Source organism: Streptomyces sp. NPDC014656, assembly GCF_043084305.1.
Classification (GTDB): Bacteria; Actinomycetota; Actinomycetes; order Streptomycetales; family Streptomycetaceae; genus Streptomyces.
On sequence record NZ_JBIBZN010000006.1, the window covers coordinates 155,230 to 170,398 of the forward strand.

Annotated in this window: 14 protein-coding genes and 1 pseudogene; 9 read left to right on the forward strand and 6 right to left on the reverse strand. The window is 77.0% G+C overall.

Going from position 1 to position 15,169, the window contains the following annotated elements:
- The first annotated feature begins 21 nt into the window (after positions 1-21).
- On the forward strand, positions 22-1,023 hold the full coding sequence (locus ACF1ED_RS16575) for a LuxR C-terminal-related transcriptional regulator (protein WP_391760971.1): 1,002 nt from the start codon (positions 22-24) through the stop codon (positions 1,021-1,023).
- A gap of 130 nt (positions 1,024-1,153) precedes the next feature.
- Complete coding sequence (locus ACF1ED_RS16580; protein WP_391760973.1) at positions 1,154-2,035, forward strand: polysaccharide deacetylase family protein; 882 nt, start codon at positions 1,154-1,156, stop codon at positions 2,033-2,035.
- A 14-nt stretch (positions 2,036-2,049) separates the two neighbouring features.
- Here the strand turns inward: ACF1ED_RS16580 and ACF1ED_RS16585 are convergent, their stop codons facing one another.
- The 3 genes and pseudogenes from ACF1ED_RS16585 to ACF1ED_RS16595 all read right to left on the reverse strand — a co-directional run.
- A complete protein-coding gene (locus ACF1ED_RS16585) occupies positions 2,050-2,238 on the reverse strand; it encodes a hypothetical protein (protein ID WP_391760975.1) in 189 nt (62 codons plus the stop codon).
- 32 nt (positions 2,239-2,270) lie between these two features.
- A complete protein-coding gene (locus ACF1ED_RS16590; protein ID WP_391760977.1) occupies positions 2,271-2,915 on the reverse strand; it encodes an ABC transporter in 645 nt (214 codons plus the stop codon).
- Positions 2,916-3,355: 440 nt separating this feature from the next.
- Positions 3,356-3,994: pseudogene (locus ACF1ED_RS16595) on the reverse strand (ATP-binding cassette domain-containing protein); the annotation flags it as partial.
- Positions 3,995-4,066: 72 nt separating this feature from the next.
- Here ACF1ED_RS16595 and ACF1ED_RS16600 point away from each other — a divergent pair.
- The 4 genes from ACF1ED_RS16600 (at position 4,067) to ACF1ED_RS16615 (ending at position 8,187) form a co-directional block, all read left to right on the forward strand.
- Positions 4,067-4,828: a peptidyl-tRNA hydrolase gene (locus ACF1ED_RS16600; RefSeq protein WP_391760979.1), complete on the forward strand. Its 762-nt coding sequence runs from the start codon at positions 4,067-4,069 to the stop codon at positions 4,826-4,828.
- Between the two features lie 99 nt (positions 4,829-4,927).
- A complete protein-coding gene (locus tag ACF1ED_RS16605) occupies positions 4,928-6,403 on the forward strand; it encodes a DUF692 domain-containing protein (protein WP_391760981.1) in 1,476 nt (491 codons plus the stop codon).
- Positions 6,404-6,408: 5 nt separating this feature from the next.
- On the forward strand, positions 6,409-7,413 hold the full coding sequence (locus ACF1ED_RS16610; RefSeq protein ID WP_391760983.1) for a TIGR04222 domain-containing membrane protein: 1,005 nt from the start codon (positions 6,409-6,411) through the stop codon (positions 7,411-7,413).
- Positions 7,414-7,458: 45 nt separating this feature from the next.
- A complete protein-coding gene (locus ACF1ED_RS16615; RefSeq protein WP_391760985.1) occupies positions 7,459-8,187 on the forward strand; it encodes a TIGR04222 domain-containing membrane protein in 729 nt (242 codons plus the stop codon).
- Positions 8,188-8,364: 177 nt separating this feature from the next.
- Here the strand turns inward: ACF1ED_RS16615 and hemQ are convergent, their stop codons facing one another.
- Positions 8,365-9,078: a hydrogen peroxide-dependent heme synthase gene (gene hemQ, locus ACF1ED_RS16620; protein WP_360309326.1), complete on the reverse strand. Its 714-nt coding sequence runs from the start codon at positions 9,076-9,078 to the stop codon at positions 8,365-8,367.
- Between the two features lie 17 nt (positions 9,079-9,095).
- Positions 9,096-10,571 carry a protoporphyrinogen oxidase gene (gene hemG, locus ACF1ED_RS16625; RefSeq protein WP_391760988.1) on the reverse strand — a complete coding sequence of 492 codons (1,476 nt, stop codon included), beginning with the start codon at positions 10,569-10,571 and terminating at the stop codon, positions 9,096-9,098.
- 137 nt (positions 10,572-10,708) lie between these two features.
- Between hemG and ACF1ED_RS16630 the strand changes: the two genes are divergently transcribed.
- Positions 10,709-11,788 carry a DUF4349 domain-containing protein gene (locus ACF1ED_RS16630; RefSeq protein ID WP_391760990.1) on the forward strand — a complete coding sequence of 360 codons (1,080 nt, stop codon included), beginning with the start codon at positions 10,709-10,711 and terminating at the stop codon, positions 11,786-11,788.
- A 9-nt stretch (positions 11,789-11,797) separates the two neighbouring features.
- Positions 11,798-13,171 (forward strand): FAD-dependent oxidoreductase, encoded by a 1,374-nt coding sequence (locus tag ACF1ED_RS16635; RefSeq protein ID WP_391760992.1) that lies wholly within the window; start codon positions 11,798-11,800, stop codon positions 13,169-13,171.
- Positions 13,172-13,195: 24 nt separating this feature from the next.
- Here ACF1ED_RS16635 and hemE read toward each other — a convergent pair whose 3' ends face one another.
- On the reverse strand, positions 13,196-14,272 hold the full coding sequence (gene hemE / locus ACF1ED_RS16640) for a uroporphyrinogen decarboxylase (RefSeq protein ID WP_391760994.1): 1,077 nt from the start codon (positions 14,270-14,272) through the stop codon (positions 13,196-13,198).
- 90 nt (positions 14,273-14,362) lie between these two features.
- Here hemE and ACF1ED_RS16645 point away from each other — a divergent pair, with 90 nt between their 5' ends.
- Positions 14,363-15,088 (forward strand): DUF3000 domain-containing protein, encoded by a 726-nt coding sequence (locus ACF1ED_RS16645; protein WP_391760995.1) that lies wholly within the window; start codon positions 14,363-14,365, stop codon positions 15,086-15,088.
- The last annotated feature ends 81 nt before the right edge of the window (positions 15,089-15,169 follow it).

Consider the following 15,169-nt stretch of genomic DNA (forward strand, 5'->3'; position numbering starts at 1 on the left):
CGAACGGAAAGCATCTACCGGATGTTGCTTCAGCACTCCGACTGGGGGGTCGCGGAGCTGGCCGCCTCGCTCTCGCTGCCCGAGGCGGACGTCCGGAAGGCGCTCGGACGGCTCAGCGAACTCTCGCTGCTGCGCCCGTCCGCCACGGAGCGCACCCGGCTCCACGCGGTCAGCCCGGAGCTGGCGATGGAGTCGTTACTCGCCCGCCAGCAGGCGGAACTGCTCGCCCAGCAGCAGAAGCTGGAGGCGTCCAGAGCGGCGGCGGCCCAGCTGATCGCGGACTGGGTCGGCTTCCAGCCGGTGGGGGACTCCTCCGGGGTGGAGACGCTCGTCGGCGTGGACCGGATCCGCGACCGGCTGGCCGAGCTGAGCCGTCACGTCGACCACGAGATCATGGCGTTCGTCCCGGACGCGCCCGACGAGAGCAACATCGAGTCGGCCAAGCCGCTGGACGCGAGGACGCTCGCCCGCGGCATCCGGATGCGCACCCTCTATCCCGAGTCGATCCGCAACAGCCCGGCGGGCATGGAGTACGCGAACTGGCTCGCGTCCAAGGGGGGCGAGGTCCGCACCACCCCCGACGTCCCGGTCCGCATGACGGTCCTCGACCGCCGGGTCGCCGTCCTGCCGGTGTACGGCGAGAACAGCGGGCACAGCGCCGTGCTGCTCAGCGGCGACGGCACGCTCACCGCGCTGTGCACCCTGTTCGACCTCGCCTGGGACCGGGCCGACCGGCTCGGCGCGGCGCGCACGCGCGACCAGCGGGGGCTCACCTCCCAGGAGCGCGAGACCCTGCGGCTCCTGGAGCACGGCCACACCGACGAGACCATCGCGAAGCGGCTCGGCGTCTCCACCCGCACCACCCGCCGGACCGTGGCCGCGATCATGGACATGCTGGGGGCGCGGAGCCGCTTCCAGGCCGGGGCGATGGCCTCGCAGCGGGGCTGGATCGGCACCCCGGGGCACGCGCCGGACGGCCTTTCCCGCACCCGGGACGCCCCCGCCGACGGGCCCTCCGGCTGAGGGCCGCCCGGCTCCCCCGGGCGACGGCGAGTCAGCTCGGCGCGTGGACTCGGGCGTTGCCGCTGCCGCGTCGCGAGCGTTCGACACTTTGGTCGTATAGCTTCCGTTCGTGAACATTCCTGTACGAAAATTGGCGGTGTTCGGTCTCCTGGGCGCCGTTCTCGTCGGCTGCGGCGACGGGGCCGCCGCCCCGTCCCCCGCCCCCGCTTCCGCGACGAAGACCGGCACCGCCTCCCGCGCCCCCGCGCTCCCCGCGCCCTCCGCGAGCGCCGCCGCCCGGCCGAAGCCCGGCGCGGGACCCGCCGCGGCCCCGACCCTGGCGCCGGGGGCCGGCGGGCTCACCCCCGTCTACGAACGCCGGACGGGCCGGAGCGCGGAGAAGGTCGTCGCGCTCACTTTTGATGCCGACATGACCGCCGACCAGGGGCCCCGGGCGGCACGCGGCGAGCGCTTCGACAATCCGGAGCTCATCGCCACCCTGCGCCGGCTGGAGGTGGACGCGACGATCTTCATGACGGGCCGCTGGGCGGAGGAGTACCCCGACCAGGCCCGGTCGATCGGCCGCGACCCCCGCTTCGAGATCGCCAACCACTCCTACAGCCACTACGCCTTCGCCGAGCCCTGCTACGGCCTGCCGACGGTCGCCGCACCGGACATGGCGGCCGACGTGCGGCGCGCCTTCGACTCCTTCCGCGACGCCGGCGCGGTCCACGTCGTGCCGTACTTCCGCTTCCCGGGCGGCTGCTACGACGACACCGCCCGCCACGCGCTCGCCCCCGCCCGCGTCACCGCCGTCCAGTGGGACGTGGTCGGCGGGGACGCCTTCGCGAAGGACCCCGACGCGGTGGCCGAGCAGGTGCTCTCCGGCGTCCGCCCCGGCTCCGTGGTCGTGCTCCACTGCACCCGCAGCGCCGCCCCCGCCACGGAGCGCGCGATCCGCCGCGTGGTCCCCGAACTCCGGGCCCGCGGCTACCGCTTCGTGAAGGTGTCCGAGCTGATGCGCGCGGGCTGACCGGGGGCGGCGGCTCAGCCGGAGCAGGCGTTGCGCTGGGCCTCCTGCCACTCGCAGACCGGGCACAGCACGATGCCCTTGGCCGACTCCGCGTACTCGGTCGGCTCCAGGCACAGCACGCAGCGCGCGTACGGCCCCTCGGTGGCCTTCGGCGGCCGGGGCGCGGGCTCGGGGGCGCAGGAGGCCCCGGATTCCATGGTCATGCCATCGAGGTTACTGCGGCGGCTCCGGGCCCTCACTCCAGGCGGGCGCCGGCCCGGCCGGACACGGCCGCCGTCACGACGGCCAGAAGGACGGCGGCGGCGCAGGCGGCCCACGGCGGCCGGGCCCCGCCGTCGGCCGCGACCAGGGCGGTGACCGCGTGCTTCGCCGGCGACCCCGTGGTCACCAGCGCGAGCAGGGAGCCGAGGAGCAGCACCGCGACCGACCAGCCCGGCGCCGCGACGAACGGCCGGGAGGCGAGCGCGCCGACGGCCCCGCCGGTGAGCGCGCAGGCGGTGGTGGCGAGGAGGCCGGCGAGCAGCGCGGCCGGGCCGCTCGTCCCCGCCGGATCGCCCGTGCCGGTCACCGCGCCGACCGCGACCGCGCCCACGAGCACCGGCCAGCCGGCGCCGGTGAGGAGGGCGGCCCGGTGCGCGCGGGACCGGCCGCCGGCCGCGGCGGTCACCGCCCGGGCCGCGGCCGGCTCCTGCGTCAGGCAGATCCGCACCGACCAGGCGGAAACCGGTACGAGGGCCGCCGCCGCGATGCCGAGCGAGCCGAGGACGGGATCGCCCGGGCGGACGCCGACCGCCACCAGGGCCGCGTACAGGAGCAGCGGGGCGAGCCACCGCTGGGAGCGGAGGAGGAGCGCGGAGTGGTACCGCAGGAGCGCCGTCACACCCGCTCCCCGACGGTCGCCGCCTCGGTCTCGACGCGGTGGACGTGCCAGTCCGCGCCGAGCAGGACCCGCAGCAGCGCGTCGGAGTCCGCCCCGCCGACCCGGAACAGCACGCCGCCGCCGTCCGCGAGCGGCACCCCGGCGGCCCCGCCCGGCAGGGAGCCGGGCAGCGCCCGGCCCCCGGAGGCCACGATCCGCACGGACACGGAGACGGACGCGGGACCCGACGCGGGACCCGGCACGGACCCCGACGCGAAGCCCGGCACGGACCCCGGCACAGATCCCGGCAGAGACCCCGACGCGGGACCCGACACGGCCCCCGATGCGGGACCCGACACGGCCCCCGACACGGCCCCCGACACAGACCCCGACACGGACCCCGACACGGCCCCCGACACAGACCGCGACGCGAAGCCCGACGCGGACCCCGGCGCGGACTCCTCCGCCCGGACCCGGCCGTCCGCGACCCGCAGGACCGTGTCGGCCTCGCCCGCGAGCCGGCGCGGGTCGTGGTCGACGAAGAGGACGGCGGCACCGGCGGCGACCCGCTCCCGCACCGCCCGGTCGAGCTCGGTGCGGGCCTCCGGGTCGAGCCCCGTCCACGCCTCGTCGAGCACGAGGAGCCCGGGCCCGGCGAGCAGGGCCTGGGCGACGGCCACCTTCTGCGCGGTGCCCTTGGAGAGCCCGGCGAGGGCGGTGCCGGCGTACGCGCCCGCGCCGAACCGTTCCAGCCACTCCCCCGCCCGGGCCCGGGCCGCGCCGGCGCGCAGGCCCTGGAGCCGGCCGAGGTGCGCCAGGTAGCCGAGGGCCGTGAACGGCAGGGCGGGCGGGAAGCGCTCGGGGACGTACGCGGTCCGGGGCGGGCGGCCGGTGATCCGGCCCTCGGCGGGGGCGTCGACCCCGGCGACCAGCCGCAGCAGCGTCGACTTGCCGGCCCCGTTCGGCCCGCCGGCCCGGACGAGCCGGCCGGGCGGCAGTTCCAGGTCGACGCCGCGCAGCACCCACGGGCCGCGCGGACCGTACCGGCGCCCGACACCCGCGAGCCGCACGGGCTCCCGCTCTCCGACGTACGCGCTCATGGACGCGATCCTCGCCCGGCCGCACCCCCGGCCACAAGATCCCCCGGTGCCGGGCGGTGGCAGACTGACCGGGTGAGCAGCGACGACACCGAGCCCCGCACCGATCCGCGCGCCGAGCCCCGAGCCGAGCCGCGCACCGACCCCCGCGCCGATCCCCGCGACGGGAAGCCGCAGTTCGTCCTGCCCCTGGTGGTGCGCATCGAGAAGGACGCGCCCCCGGCCCGCACCGACGCCCTGGAGACCGCGGCCCGCGCCGTGCTCCGGCTGCTGACCGACGAGCGGGCGCACGGCGAGGGGGAGTGGGCGCGGGCCGTCGCCGACTGGGAGGACGCCCGGATCCGCAAGGTCGTCCGGCGGGCGCGCGGTGCGGAGTGGCGGCGGGCCGGCGGCCTGCCCGGCATCACCGAGACCGGCGCGGAGGCGCAGGTGCGGGTCTTCCCGCCGATCCCGCTGGACGGCTGGCCCAAGGACCTGGCCAAGCTCCAGGTGTCGGGCACCGACCTCGACGACCCGGCGGAGCCCGGTCCGGTCCCGGAGGGCGCGGCGGTGCTCTGGATGAACCCGGGGCTCGGCATGTCGGCGGGCAAGGCGATGGCGCAGGCCGGGCACGGCGCGCAGCTGCTCTGGTGGGCCCTGGACGGGGCCGCCCGGGCGGCCTGGCGGGAGGCCGGTTTCCCGCTCGCCGTCCGCACGGCGCCGGAGGCCGAGTGGCCCGCCCTCGCCGCGAGCGGCCTGCCGGTCGTGCGGGACGCGGGCTTCACGGAGATCGCGCCGGGCAGCGCGACGGTGGTGTCGGCCTACCCCGGGGTCCTGGCGGTTCCGGGCGCCCGGTGACCGGGAACCTCAAATGAAGCTCTGAACCTCCTCCCCTTCGGGTTCGACCGGCGCCGCCGGGGTCATCACGTGGGTGACTGAGGACCGAAGGAGGGGGACATGACGGAACTCGGCATCGGCATCGGCTGGCGTCCCGAGATCGCGGACGCGGTCGAGGAGCTGTCCGGGGTCGACTGGGTGGAGGTCGTCGCGGAGAACGTGTGCGCCGGCCACCTGCCCGAGTCGCTGGCCCGGCTGCGGGCCCGGGGCGTCACGGTCGTGCCGCACGGGGTGTCGCTGGGGCTCGGCGGGGCGGACCGGCCGGACCCGGAGCGGCTGGCCTCGCTCGCGGCGAAGGCGGAGGCGCTGGGGGCGCCGCTCGTCACCGAGCACATCGCGTTCGTCCGGGCCGGGGGGCCGCTGACCGCGAGCCCGCCCCTGGAGGCCGGGCACCTGCTGCCGGTCCCCCGCACCCGGGACGCCCTGGACGTGCTCTGCGAGAACGTGCGGATCGCGCAGGAGTCGCTGCCGGTGCCGCTGGCCCTGGAGAACATAGCCGCGCTCTTCTCCTGGCCGGGCGAGGAGCTGTCGGAGGGGCGGTTCCTGGCGGAGCTGGTGGAGCGCACGGGGGTGCGGCTCCTCATCGACGTCGCCAACCTGCACACCAACCACCGCAACCGCGGCGAGGACCCGGCACGGGCGCTCGCCGAACTGCCGGTGGAGGCCATCGCCTACGTCCACGTGGCGGGCGGCGTCGAGCGGGACGGCGTCTGGCACGACACCCACGCCCACCCGGTCCCGCCGCCGGTCCTCGACATCCTGGCGGACCTCGCCGGGCGGGTCGCCCCGCCGGGCGTCCTGCTGGAGCGCGACGACCGCTTCCCGCCCGCCGCCGAGCTGGCCGCCGAGCTGACGGCGATCCGCGCGACGGTGGCGGCGGCCCGCCGCCGTCCGGCGCCCGCCGCCGCGCCGCGCGGCCGGCCGGCGCCGCGGCACGGGGCCGGCGCCGCCCTGCGGGCCGGCCGGGCCCTGGCGGGCGGCGACCCGCTCCTCATCGGCGCGGGCGCCCGCGTCTCCGGCGGGCTGATGCCGGCCGGGGCCCTCGCGGCGGCCGGGACCCCGCCGGTGTCCGCAGCCGTGCCGGCGCCGCCGGACCGGGCCGCGGCGCCGGCCGGGCCGGAGGGCGGGGCCCCGGTGACCGCCGGGGACGAGGCACGGCAGAGAGTGGGGGTGGGGCAGGTGGCGGTGCTGTCGGCACTGGTCGCGGGGACTCCGGTGCCCGAGGGCTTCGACGTGCGGCGGATGCGGGTGCAGAGCCGGGCGCTCGCGGCGAAGCGGGCCTCGGTCGTGGCGCGGATCGCGCCCGAGCTGCCGGAGATCCTCGGCGCGGGGTTCCGGCCCGCGTTCCTCGCCTACGCCCGGACCCGGCCCATGCCGGGGAGCTACCGGCGGGACGCGCTCGACTTCGTCGAGTCGCTGCTCCTGGACGAGCGGCCCGAGCGGCGGGAACTGACCCGCTGGTGGCGGGAGCGGGCCGAGGACCGGCCGGCCGGGCTCGTGGGGCGGCTGGCCCGGCGCGTGTTCGGGGGGCGGTGACCGGCATGGACCCTCTCCTCCTGACGCTCCACCTGGCGGCCGCCGCCGTGTTCGTCCGCCTCTTCGTACTGGCCCGGCGTGTCCGGGGCGGGCCCAGCGGGCCGGTCCGGGACGTCCACGAGGCCGCGTTCCTCGCCGGCGGCCCCGGACGCGTCGCCGACACGGCGCTCGCCGCCATGCACCTGGACGGCCGGATCGTCATCGGCGGCCCCGGGGTCGTCGCGGTCGTCCACCGGATCGTCCACGACCCGGTGGAGCGGGCGGTCCTGGACAGCCACGCGTCCGCCCCCAGCGGCTCGCTGCGCGCCCTGCGCCTCGCGGTGATGACCCACCCGGCGGTGCAGGAGATCGGCGACGACCTCGCCGCACGGGGCCTGGTGACCCTGCCGGGTCCCCGCCGCACCCTGCGCCGGTGGTGCGTCGGCCTCCTCATCGGAGCCGTCCTGCTGCTCCCGGTCGGCATCGTGGCCACCTTCGCCGAGTTCACGGCGGACGGGCCCACCGTGCCGTTCTTCGTGAAGCTGCTGCCGCTCTTCTTCGTCTGCTTCGTCACGGGGCTGATCTGCGGCACCACCTACACGCGCCAGGTGAGCACGGCGGGACTCGCGGCGCTCGCCGCCTACCGGAGCGCCCACGGCTACGGGGGCGTCCACGCCGTCGCCCTCGGCGGGATCCGGGCGCTGCCCGACCGCGACCTGTGGGAGCGGCTGCGGGACGCGGCCCGGCCCGGCGGGGCGGTACGGGGGAGCCGGAGCCGTACCGGGTCGTGGTCCTCCTCCGACACGACGGCCGCCGCGGCCGTGGTGGTGTGGTGCGCGGGAGCGGCGACGGGCGGCGGGGACGGCTGGGGCTCGGACTCCGGGTCGGGCTCCGGGTCGGGCGGCTCGTCCTGCTCGTCCTCCTCGTCGTGCGGTTCCTCCTCGTCCTGCGGTTCCTCCTCGTCGTCGTGCGGCTCCTCGTCGTCCTCGTCGTGCGGGGGCGGCGGCTCCTCCTGCGGGTCCAGCGGTTGAGCCGTTCGGGTGGCGGGGCCGGGGGCCCTGACGTACAACTCGATCATGGTGTGGATCCCGCTGCTCCTCGTCGCCGGCGTCGTGACCGCCGTCGCCTGCGCCCGGCTCTGCCGGGCCTCGATCGCCGCCGGCGGGTCCCCCGCGGGGACGGCCGGGGGCGGTGAACTGACCCTGGGCGAGGCGGCGTTCCTCGCCGGGGGTCCCGGGCGGGTCACGGAGCTGACGCTGGTGTCGATGCACCGGGCCCGGCGGCTGCTGCTCGCGCACACCGGCTGGGCCACCGTCGTCGACGGCTCCGGCGGCGGGGACGAGCTGGAGCGGGCGGTGCTCGGCGCGATCGGTCCGGGCGGCCAGGCGCCGGTGCCGGGGCTGCGGCCCGCCGTCGCCGCCGCCCCGTGCGTACGCCGGATCGAGGAGGGGCTGGTGGCGCGGGGGCTCGCGGTGCCGGCGCCGGGCCGGCGGGAGGTCGCGGCGGGGCTGCGGGCGGTGCGGGGGGCGTTCCTGCTGGCGCTGGCGCTGGGGGCGGTCGCGGTGCCGCTGGTGCCGGAGGCGGAGCGGGTGCGGGCGCTCGCCGGGTTCGCGCTGCCGCTGACGGCCTCGGGGCTCTGTCTGCTGATCGGGCGGACGGAGTCGTATCCGTACGGCCCGTGGGCCTCGCACGCCGGTCAGCGGCTGCTCGCGGGGCTGTCGGCGGAGGATCTGCTCACGGCGCTCGCCACCCGGGGGCCGGCGGTGCTGGAGCCGGAGCTGCGGGCCGCGCTGGGGGCCCCGTAGGGGACCGGGGGGGGAGGGAGGGGACGCCGGTGCGGCGCGCTCGCGCGCGCCGCACCCGGTGCCGGACCCGGTGTCGCTGGAGCGGCCTGCCATGGCGTGGCGGCCGTCTGATCTTCCGGGTCGAGGGGCGAACGCCCCGGCTGGGAGCCGGGGCGCCACCAGGTCGTGGGGCGGCCGTCAGGCCAGGCCCGCCACCAGGTCCGCGACGCTCTTGCGGCGGCCGGTGTAGAAGGGGACCTCCTCGCGGACGTGCATCCGGGCCTCGGAGGCGCGCAGGTGGCGCATGAGGTCCACGATGCGGTGCAGCTCGTCGGCCTCGAAGGCGAGGAGCCACTCGTAGTCGCCGAGCGAGAAGGAGGCGACGGTGTTGGCCCGGACGTCGGGGTAGCCGCGGGCCATCTTGCCGTGGTCGGCGAGCATCCGGCGGCGGTCCTCGTCCGGCAGCAGGTACCAGTCGTAGGAGCGGACGAAGGGGTAGACCGAGACGTAGTCGCGCGGGGTCTCGTCGGCCAGGAAGGCCGGGATGTGCGACTTGTTGAACTCGGCCGGGCGGTGCAGCGCCATGTTCGACCAGACCGGCTCCAGGGCGCGGCCCAGCTTCGTGCGGCGGAAGAGGTTGTACGCCGTCTGGAGCTCGTCGCTCGTCTCGGCGTGCCACCAGATCATGACGTCGGCGTCGGCGCGCAGACCGGAGAGGTCGTACGTGCCGCGGACGGTGACGTCCTCCGCCGCCAGCTTGTCGAAGAGCTCCTGGACCTCGTCGGCGTAGCCGGTCCGGTCGGCGGGCAGGACGTCGCGCAGCTTGAAGACGGACCACAGGGTGTAGCGGATGACCTCGTTGAGGTCCTTCGCCTTCTTACCGGCGTTCGGGATCTTTTCGGGCGCACTCATACGCCTATTCTCGCCCGTCACGAGGAGTGCCCCGCACCGGGGTGCCCCGTTTCCGACGTGGCGATCATCTCGTCGGCCACGGCGTCCGCCGCGCGGTGCGCCGAGGCGACGCAGGCGGGGATGCCGACGCCGTCGTAGGCGGCGCCCGCGAGGCGCAGTCCGGGCAGGCCGGCGAGGGCGGCGCGGGCCCGGGCGACCCGCTCCAGGTGCCCGACGGGGTACTGCGGCAGGCCGCCGGCCCAGCGGGTGACGGTGGTGGCGACGGGCCGGGCGGTGAGGCCGGTGGCGGCGCCGAGGTCCTTGAGGGAGGCGGCGGTCAGGTCCTCGTCGTCGCGGTGGAACTGCGCCTCCTCGCCGTGCCGGCCGACGGAGGTGCGGAGCACGAAGAGCTCGGGGGCGGCCTCGCCGACCCAGCGCCACTTCTGGCTGGAGAAGGTGGACGCCTTGATGGTGTGGCCGTCGACGGGCGGGACGAGGAAGCCGGAGCCGGGCAGCTCCGGCAGGTCGGCGCGGCGGAAGGCGAGCGTGACCAGGGCCATGGAGGCGTAGTCGATCCCGTCGAGGAGCGCGGCGGCCTCGGGGGCGTGCCCGCCGAGGAGGCCGGCGGCGACGGGGGCGGGGACGGCGAGGACGACGGCGTCCGCGTCGAGGGTCCGCTCCCGGGTGACGACCCGCCAGCCGGTGGCGCCGGAGCGGAGCAGCGCGGTGGCGGGGGTGCCGGTGAGGAGGGTGCCGCCGGCGGCGCGGACGGCGTCGGCGACGGCGCCGGGGAGGGTGCCGACGCCGCCGTCGAGGCCGGCGAAGGCGGATCCGCCGAGGCCGGTGGCGGCGCCCGCGGCGTCGGCGGGGACTGCCGCGCCCGCGGCCTGCACGGCGCGGACGGCGGCGGTGAGGCTGGGGTGGCGGCGGGCGGCCTCGAAGAGCGCGGGGACGGCGGCCTTCATCGAGATGCGGTAGGCGTCGCCGGCGTAGACGCCGCCGAGGAGGGGTTCGACGAGCCGGTCGACGACCTCGTGGCCCATCCGCTCGGCGACGTACGCGCCGATGGCGGTGTCGTCGCCCAGCTCGGTGGGCGGGAGCTCCTGGTCGTGGCCGATCCTGCGCAGGGCCTCCTCGGAGAGGAGTCCGGCGACGGCGTCGGCGGTGCCGGGGACGCCCATGACGTGGCCCTTGGGCATGGGGACGAGCCGGCCGCGGGACCAGACGGAGGCGGTGGTGGTGGCGGGCGGCTGGAGCCGGTCGCCGAGGCCGACGGCCTCGGCGAGGGCGACGGCCTCGGGGCGGCGGGCGAGCAGGGACTCGGCGCCGAGGTCCACGGGGGCGCCGGCGATCTCCCCGGCGAGCAGCTTGCCGCCGAGCCGGCCGTCGGCCTCCAGGAGGGTGACGCGCGCGCCGGCGGCGAGCAGCCGGAGGGCGGCGGCGAGGCCGGTGATGCCGCCGCCGACGACGACGGCGTGGGGTCCGGCGTGGGGTCCCGTGGTGTCCGCGTTCATGGCACCACTCTCTCAAACCGCCCCCGTCGTCCCGTTCCGAGGCCGGACCGTGACCGCATCGCTACCCCGGGGGGCAAACCGGCGGCGGGTCCCGCACGTCCTAGGGACGTCGGTTCCAACGGCCCCAGGGGGACGCGGTGCGCAAGTCGGACAGGACGGTCGGGACAGTCGGGCGGAGACGGGCGGGGGCGGCGCTGCTGCTCGCGGCCTCGCTGCTGGTGGCGGGCTGCGCGGGCGGCGGCCCGGACGGGGCCGCCGACGCCAAGGGCGCGGCGGCGGAGGCCGCGCCGGACGCGGCCCGGCAGGAGGGGAGCACCGGCGGCGCGGGGAGTGCGGCGGGCTCGAAGGCGGATCCGTCCGCCGCGGCGGCCTCGAAGGCGGACGCGTCGAAGCCGGGCGCGTCGGAGGCGCCGGCCGCGCAGCACGTGATCCGTACCGCCTCGCTCTCGGTGGAGGTGGACCGCGTGGCGCCCGCCGCCGACCGGGTGCGGGCGGTGGTGGCCGCCGCCGGGGGCCGGGTGCAGTCGGAGACGACGCAGCGCGTGGACGACCGGTACGACGGCGCGAACATGGTGCTGCGGGTGCCGCAGGACCGGTACGACGGGGTTCTCTCCGACCTGGCCGGCACCGGGAAGGTGCTGGCCCGCCGGGCGGAGGCACAGGACGTCACCGACCAGGTCGTCGACGTGGAGAGCCGGATCGCCACTCAGCGGGCCAGCGTGGCGCGGGTCCGGGCGCTGATGGACCGGGCGGAGCGGCTGGCCGACGTGGTGACCCTGGAGGGGGAGCTGAGCCGGCGGCAGGCGGACCTGGAGGCGCTGCTGGCCCGGCAGGCGTCGCTGAAGGACCGGACCTCGCTGGCGACGATCACCCTGGACCTGCGCGAGAAGGAGCGGGTGACGGTCGGGGACGAGGTGACCGACGACAGCCGCCCGGCCGTCGGCGACGCCCTCGGGGGCGGCTGGGACGCGCTGGTCGCGGTGGTCGCCTGGACCCTGGTGGTGCTCGCGGCGCTCGCGCCGTGGCTGGCGGTGGCGCTGGGCGGGTACGCGGTGTGGCGGTGGGTCGTGCGCCCGCGCCGCGCGGCCCGGTCCTCCCGTACGGCTCCGGTGCCGGCGCCCGTCCCCGCCTCCGTACCGGGGCAGCCGGGGCGGACGGACGCGGCGGGGCCGCCGCTGTCCGACGGGGAGCCGGACGAGGCGGCCCCGGCGCCGTAGCGTGGACGCATGAGCGAACGACTGGTGGTCATCGGCGGCGACGCGGCGGGCATGTCCGCCGCGTCGCAGGCGCGCAGGCTCAAGGGGCCGGAAGAGCTGGAGATCACGGCCTTCGAGCGGGGCCGGTTCTCCTCGTACTCGGCCTGCGGGATCCCGTACTGGGTCGGGGGCGACGTGGCGGGGCGGGAGGAGCTGGTCGCCCGCTCCCCCGAGGAGCACCGGGCGCGCGGGATCGGCCTGCGGACGCGGACCGAGGTGACGGAGATCGACCTGGCCGGGCAGCGCGTTCTGGCCAGGGACCTGGAGGCCGGGACGGAGACGTGGACGGACTTCGACAAGCTGGTGATCGCGACCGGCGCGCGGCCGGCCCGGCCGGCGGTGCCGGGGATCGACGCGGCGGGCGTGCACGGGGTGCAGACGCTGGAGGACGGGCAGGCGCTGCTGGACTCGCTGGCCGGGGCGGCGGGGCGGCGGGCGGTGGTGGTCGGCGCCGGGTACATCGGCGTGGAGATGGCCGAGGCGCTGCTGAACCGGGGCTACGAGGTGACGGTCCTCAACCGGGGCGAGCAGCCGATGGCCACGCTCGACCCGGACATGGGCCGGCTGGTGCGCGAGGCGATGGACGGGCTGGGGATCCGGACGGTCGGCTCCGCGGCGGTGACGAAGGTCCTCACCGACGACGCGGGGCGGGTCCGGGCGGTGGCCACGGACACGGACGAGTACCCGGCGGACGTGGTGGTGCTGGGGACGGGCGTGGTGCCGGAGACCTCGCTGGCGGAGGCGGCGGGGCTGCCGCTCGGCGCGCACGGCGGGCTGCTGACCGACCTGGCGATGCGGGTGCGGGGGCACGAGAACGTGTGGGCGGGCGGGGACTGCGTGGAGGTGCTGGACCTGGTGTCGGGCCGCGAGCGGCACGTGCCGCTGGGGACGCACGCCAACAAGCAGGGGCAGGTCATCGGCTCGAACGTGGGCGGTGACTACGCGACCTTCCCCGGGGTGGTGGGGACGGCGGTGTCGAAGGTCTGCGACCTGGAGATCGCCCGGACGGGGTTGCGCGAGAAGGAGGCCCGGGAGGCCGGGCTGCGGTACGTGACGGTGACCGTGGAGTCGACGAGCCGGGCGGGCTACTACCCGGGGGCGGCGCCGATGACGGTGAAGATGCTGGCCGAGCGGCGGACCGGGCGGCTGCTCGGGACGCAGATCGTGGGCCGGGAGGGCGCGGCGAAGCGGGTGGACGTCGCGGCGGTGGCGCTGACCGCCGGGATGACGGTGGAGCGGATGGCGGCGCTGGACCTGGGGTACGCGCCGCCGTTCTCGCCGGTGTGGGACCCGGTGCTGGTCGCGGCCCGCAAGGCGGTGGCGGCGGTGCGGGCGGCGGGCTGACCCCGCCGCCGCGCCGAGGGGGCCTCAGACCGCCGTGCGCTCGTGCACGTACGCGACGAGGCGGCTGAGGGCGTCCGGGTCCATCGACGGCATGACGCCGTGGCCCAGGTTGAAGACGTGTCCCTCCAGGCCCTTCGCGGCGGCCAGGACCTCGTCGGTCTTGGCCTCGACGACCTCGGTGGAGGCGAAGAGGACGGCCGGGTCCAGGTTGCCCTGGAGGGCCTTGCCGGGGCCGACGCGGCGGGCGGCCTCGTCGAGCGGGACGCGCCAGTCGACGCCGACGACGTCCGCGCCGGCCTCGCCCATGAGGCCGAGGAGCTCGCCGGTGCCGACGCCGAAGTGGATGCGCGGGACGCCGTAGCCGGCGACCGCGTCGAAGACCTTGGCGGACGCCGGGAGGATCGAGCGGCGGTAGTCGGCGGGGGCGAGGGCGCCGACCCAGGAGTCGAAGAGCTGGATCGCGGAGGCACCGGCCTCGATCTGCACCTTGAGGAAGGCGGAGGTGATCCCGGCGAGGCGGTCCAGGAGGTCGGCCCAGAGCTGCGGGTCGCCGTACATGAGCGCCTTGGTGTGCTCGTGGTTGCGGGACGGGCCGCCCTCGACGAGGTAGCTCGCGAGGGTGAAGGGCGCGCCGGCGAAGCCGATGAGCGGGGTGTCTCCGAGTTCCTCGGTGAGCATGCCGATGGCCTCGGTGACGTAGCGCACGTCGTCGGGGGTGAGGTCGCGCAGCCGGTCGAGGTCGGCGCGGGTGCGGATCGGCTCGGCGACGACGGGCCCGACGCCGGGCTTGATGTCGAGGTCGACGCCGATGGCCTTGAGCGGGACGACGATGTCGCTGAAGAAGATCGCGGCGTCGACCCCGTGGCGGCGGACGGGCTGGAGGGTGATCTCCTTGACCAGCTCGGGCCGCATGCAGGACTCCAGCATGGGGATGCCCTCGCGGACCTTCAGGTACTCGGGGAGGGAGCGCCCCGCCTGCCGCATGAACCAGACCGGGGTGTGGGGCACGGGCTCGCGCCGGCACGCCTTGAGGAACGCGGAGTCGTACGTCCGCGACTGCTGCTTCGTCTGCTGGCCCGTCGGGCTGTTGATGGCGCTCACGCCCAAATCTTCGCATGTGGCCGGAAGCCGCTCGTGCCGGGCGGGTGTCCCTCCCCGCATGGCGGCCCCGTTCCGCCTACTCTTCCCCGCATGGCTGCGGCTCAGGGACATTTTTCCGATCATTCCGACGGCATTCGAGGGACGGGCGACGAGGCGGACAGTACGGCGGGGACACCGGTGCCGCCGGCGTTCCGGCGGGCGGTGGACGCCTTGCGGACGGCACGGCTGCGGTCCGAGATGGAGGTCGAGCCGACCCGGCCGCCGCAGCGGCTCGCGCCGTACGCGTACGCGGTGGAGGCCGCGGTCGTCGACGGCGAGGAGGACCTCGCGGACGGGCGGCTCGTGCTGCTGCACGATCCGGCGGGCCACGAGGCGTGGAAGGGCACCTTCCGGCTGGTGACGCTGGTGCGGGCGGAGCTGGAGCCGGAGATGGCGGCGGACCCGCTGCTGCCGGAGGTGTGCTGGTCGTGGCTGACCGGGGCGCTGGAGGCGCGCGGGCTCGCGTACGGGGAGGCGAGCGGGACGGTGACGATGGCGGGCTCGCACTACTTCGGCGGGCTCGCGGAGCGGCGGCCCGCCACCCAGATCGAGATCCGGGCGTCCTGGACGCCCAGGGAGGGGCTGGGCGGGGTGCCGGACGCGGCGGCGCACCTGGCGGCCTGGTCCGACCTGCTGTGCCAGATCGCGGGCCTGCCGCCGGCCCCGGCCGACCCGCCGGGCGCGACGGGCCCGGCGGGGCCGCCGGGTCCGACGGGGACGGTGTCGGGGGCGGGGGTCGTCTCGCTGCCCCAGCGCCGGGGGCCGCAGGGGGCCTGAGCGGGGTGCGGACAGGTGTGTGAGAGGGGCCCTCCGGGGCCCCTTCTCGCATTCGTACGGGGTCCCCCGTGGGGGTGAGAG

What these genes read in the sequence shown, in the direction of transcription:
- ACF1ED_RS16635 (WP_391760992.1), top strand. Translation starts at nt 11,798, where the DNA reads ATGAGCGAACGACTGGTGGTCATCGGCGGCGACGCGGCGGGCATGTCC.
- ACF1ED_RS16615 (WP_391760985.1), top strand. Translation starts at nt 7,459, where the DNA reads ATGGTGTGGATCCCGCTGCTCCTCGTCGCCGGCGTCGTGACCGCCGTC.
- hemQ (WP_360309326.1), bottom strand. Translation starts at nt 9,078, where the DNA reads ATGAGTGCGCCCGAAAAGATCCCGAACGCCGGTAAGAAGGCGAAGGAC.
- ACF1ED_RS16645 (WP_391760995.1), top strand. Translation starts at nt 14,363, where the DNA reads ATGGCTGCGGCTCAGGGACATTTTTCCGATCATTCCGACGGCATTCGA.
- ACF1ED_RS16585 (WP_391760975.1), bottom strand. Translation starts at nt 2,238, where the DNA reads ATGACCATGGAATCCGGGGCCTCCTGCGCCCCCGAGCCCGCGCCCCGG.
- hemG (WP_391760988.1), bottom strand. Translation starts at nt 10,571, where the DNA reads ATGAACGCGGACACCACGGGACCCCACGCCGGACCCCACGCCGTCGTC.
- ACF1ED_RS16575 (WP_391760971.1), top strand. Translation starts at nt 22, where the DNA reads ATGTTGCTTCAGCACTCCGACTGGGGGGTCGCGGAGCTGGCCGCCTCG.
- ACF1ED_RS16610 (WP_391760983.1), top strand. Translation starts at nt 6,409, where the DNA reads ATGGACCCTCTCCTCCTGACGCTCCACCTGGCGGCCGCCGCCGTGTTC.
- ACF1ED_RS16605 (WP_391760981.1), top strand. Translation starts at nt 4,928, where the DNA reads ATGACGGAACTCGGCATCGGCATCGGCTGGCGTCCCGAGATCGCGGAC.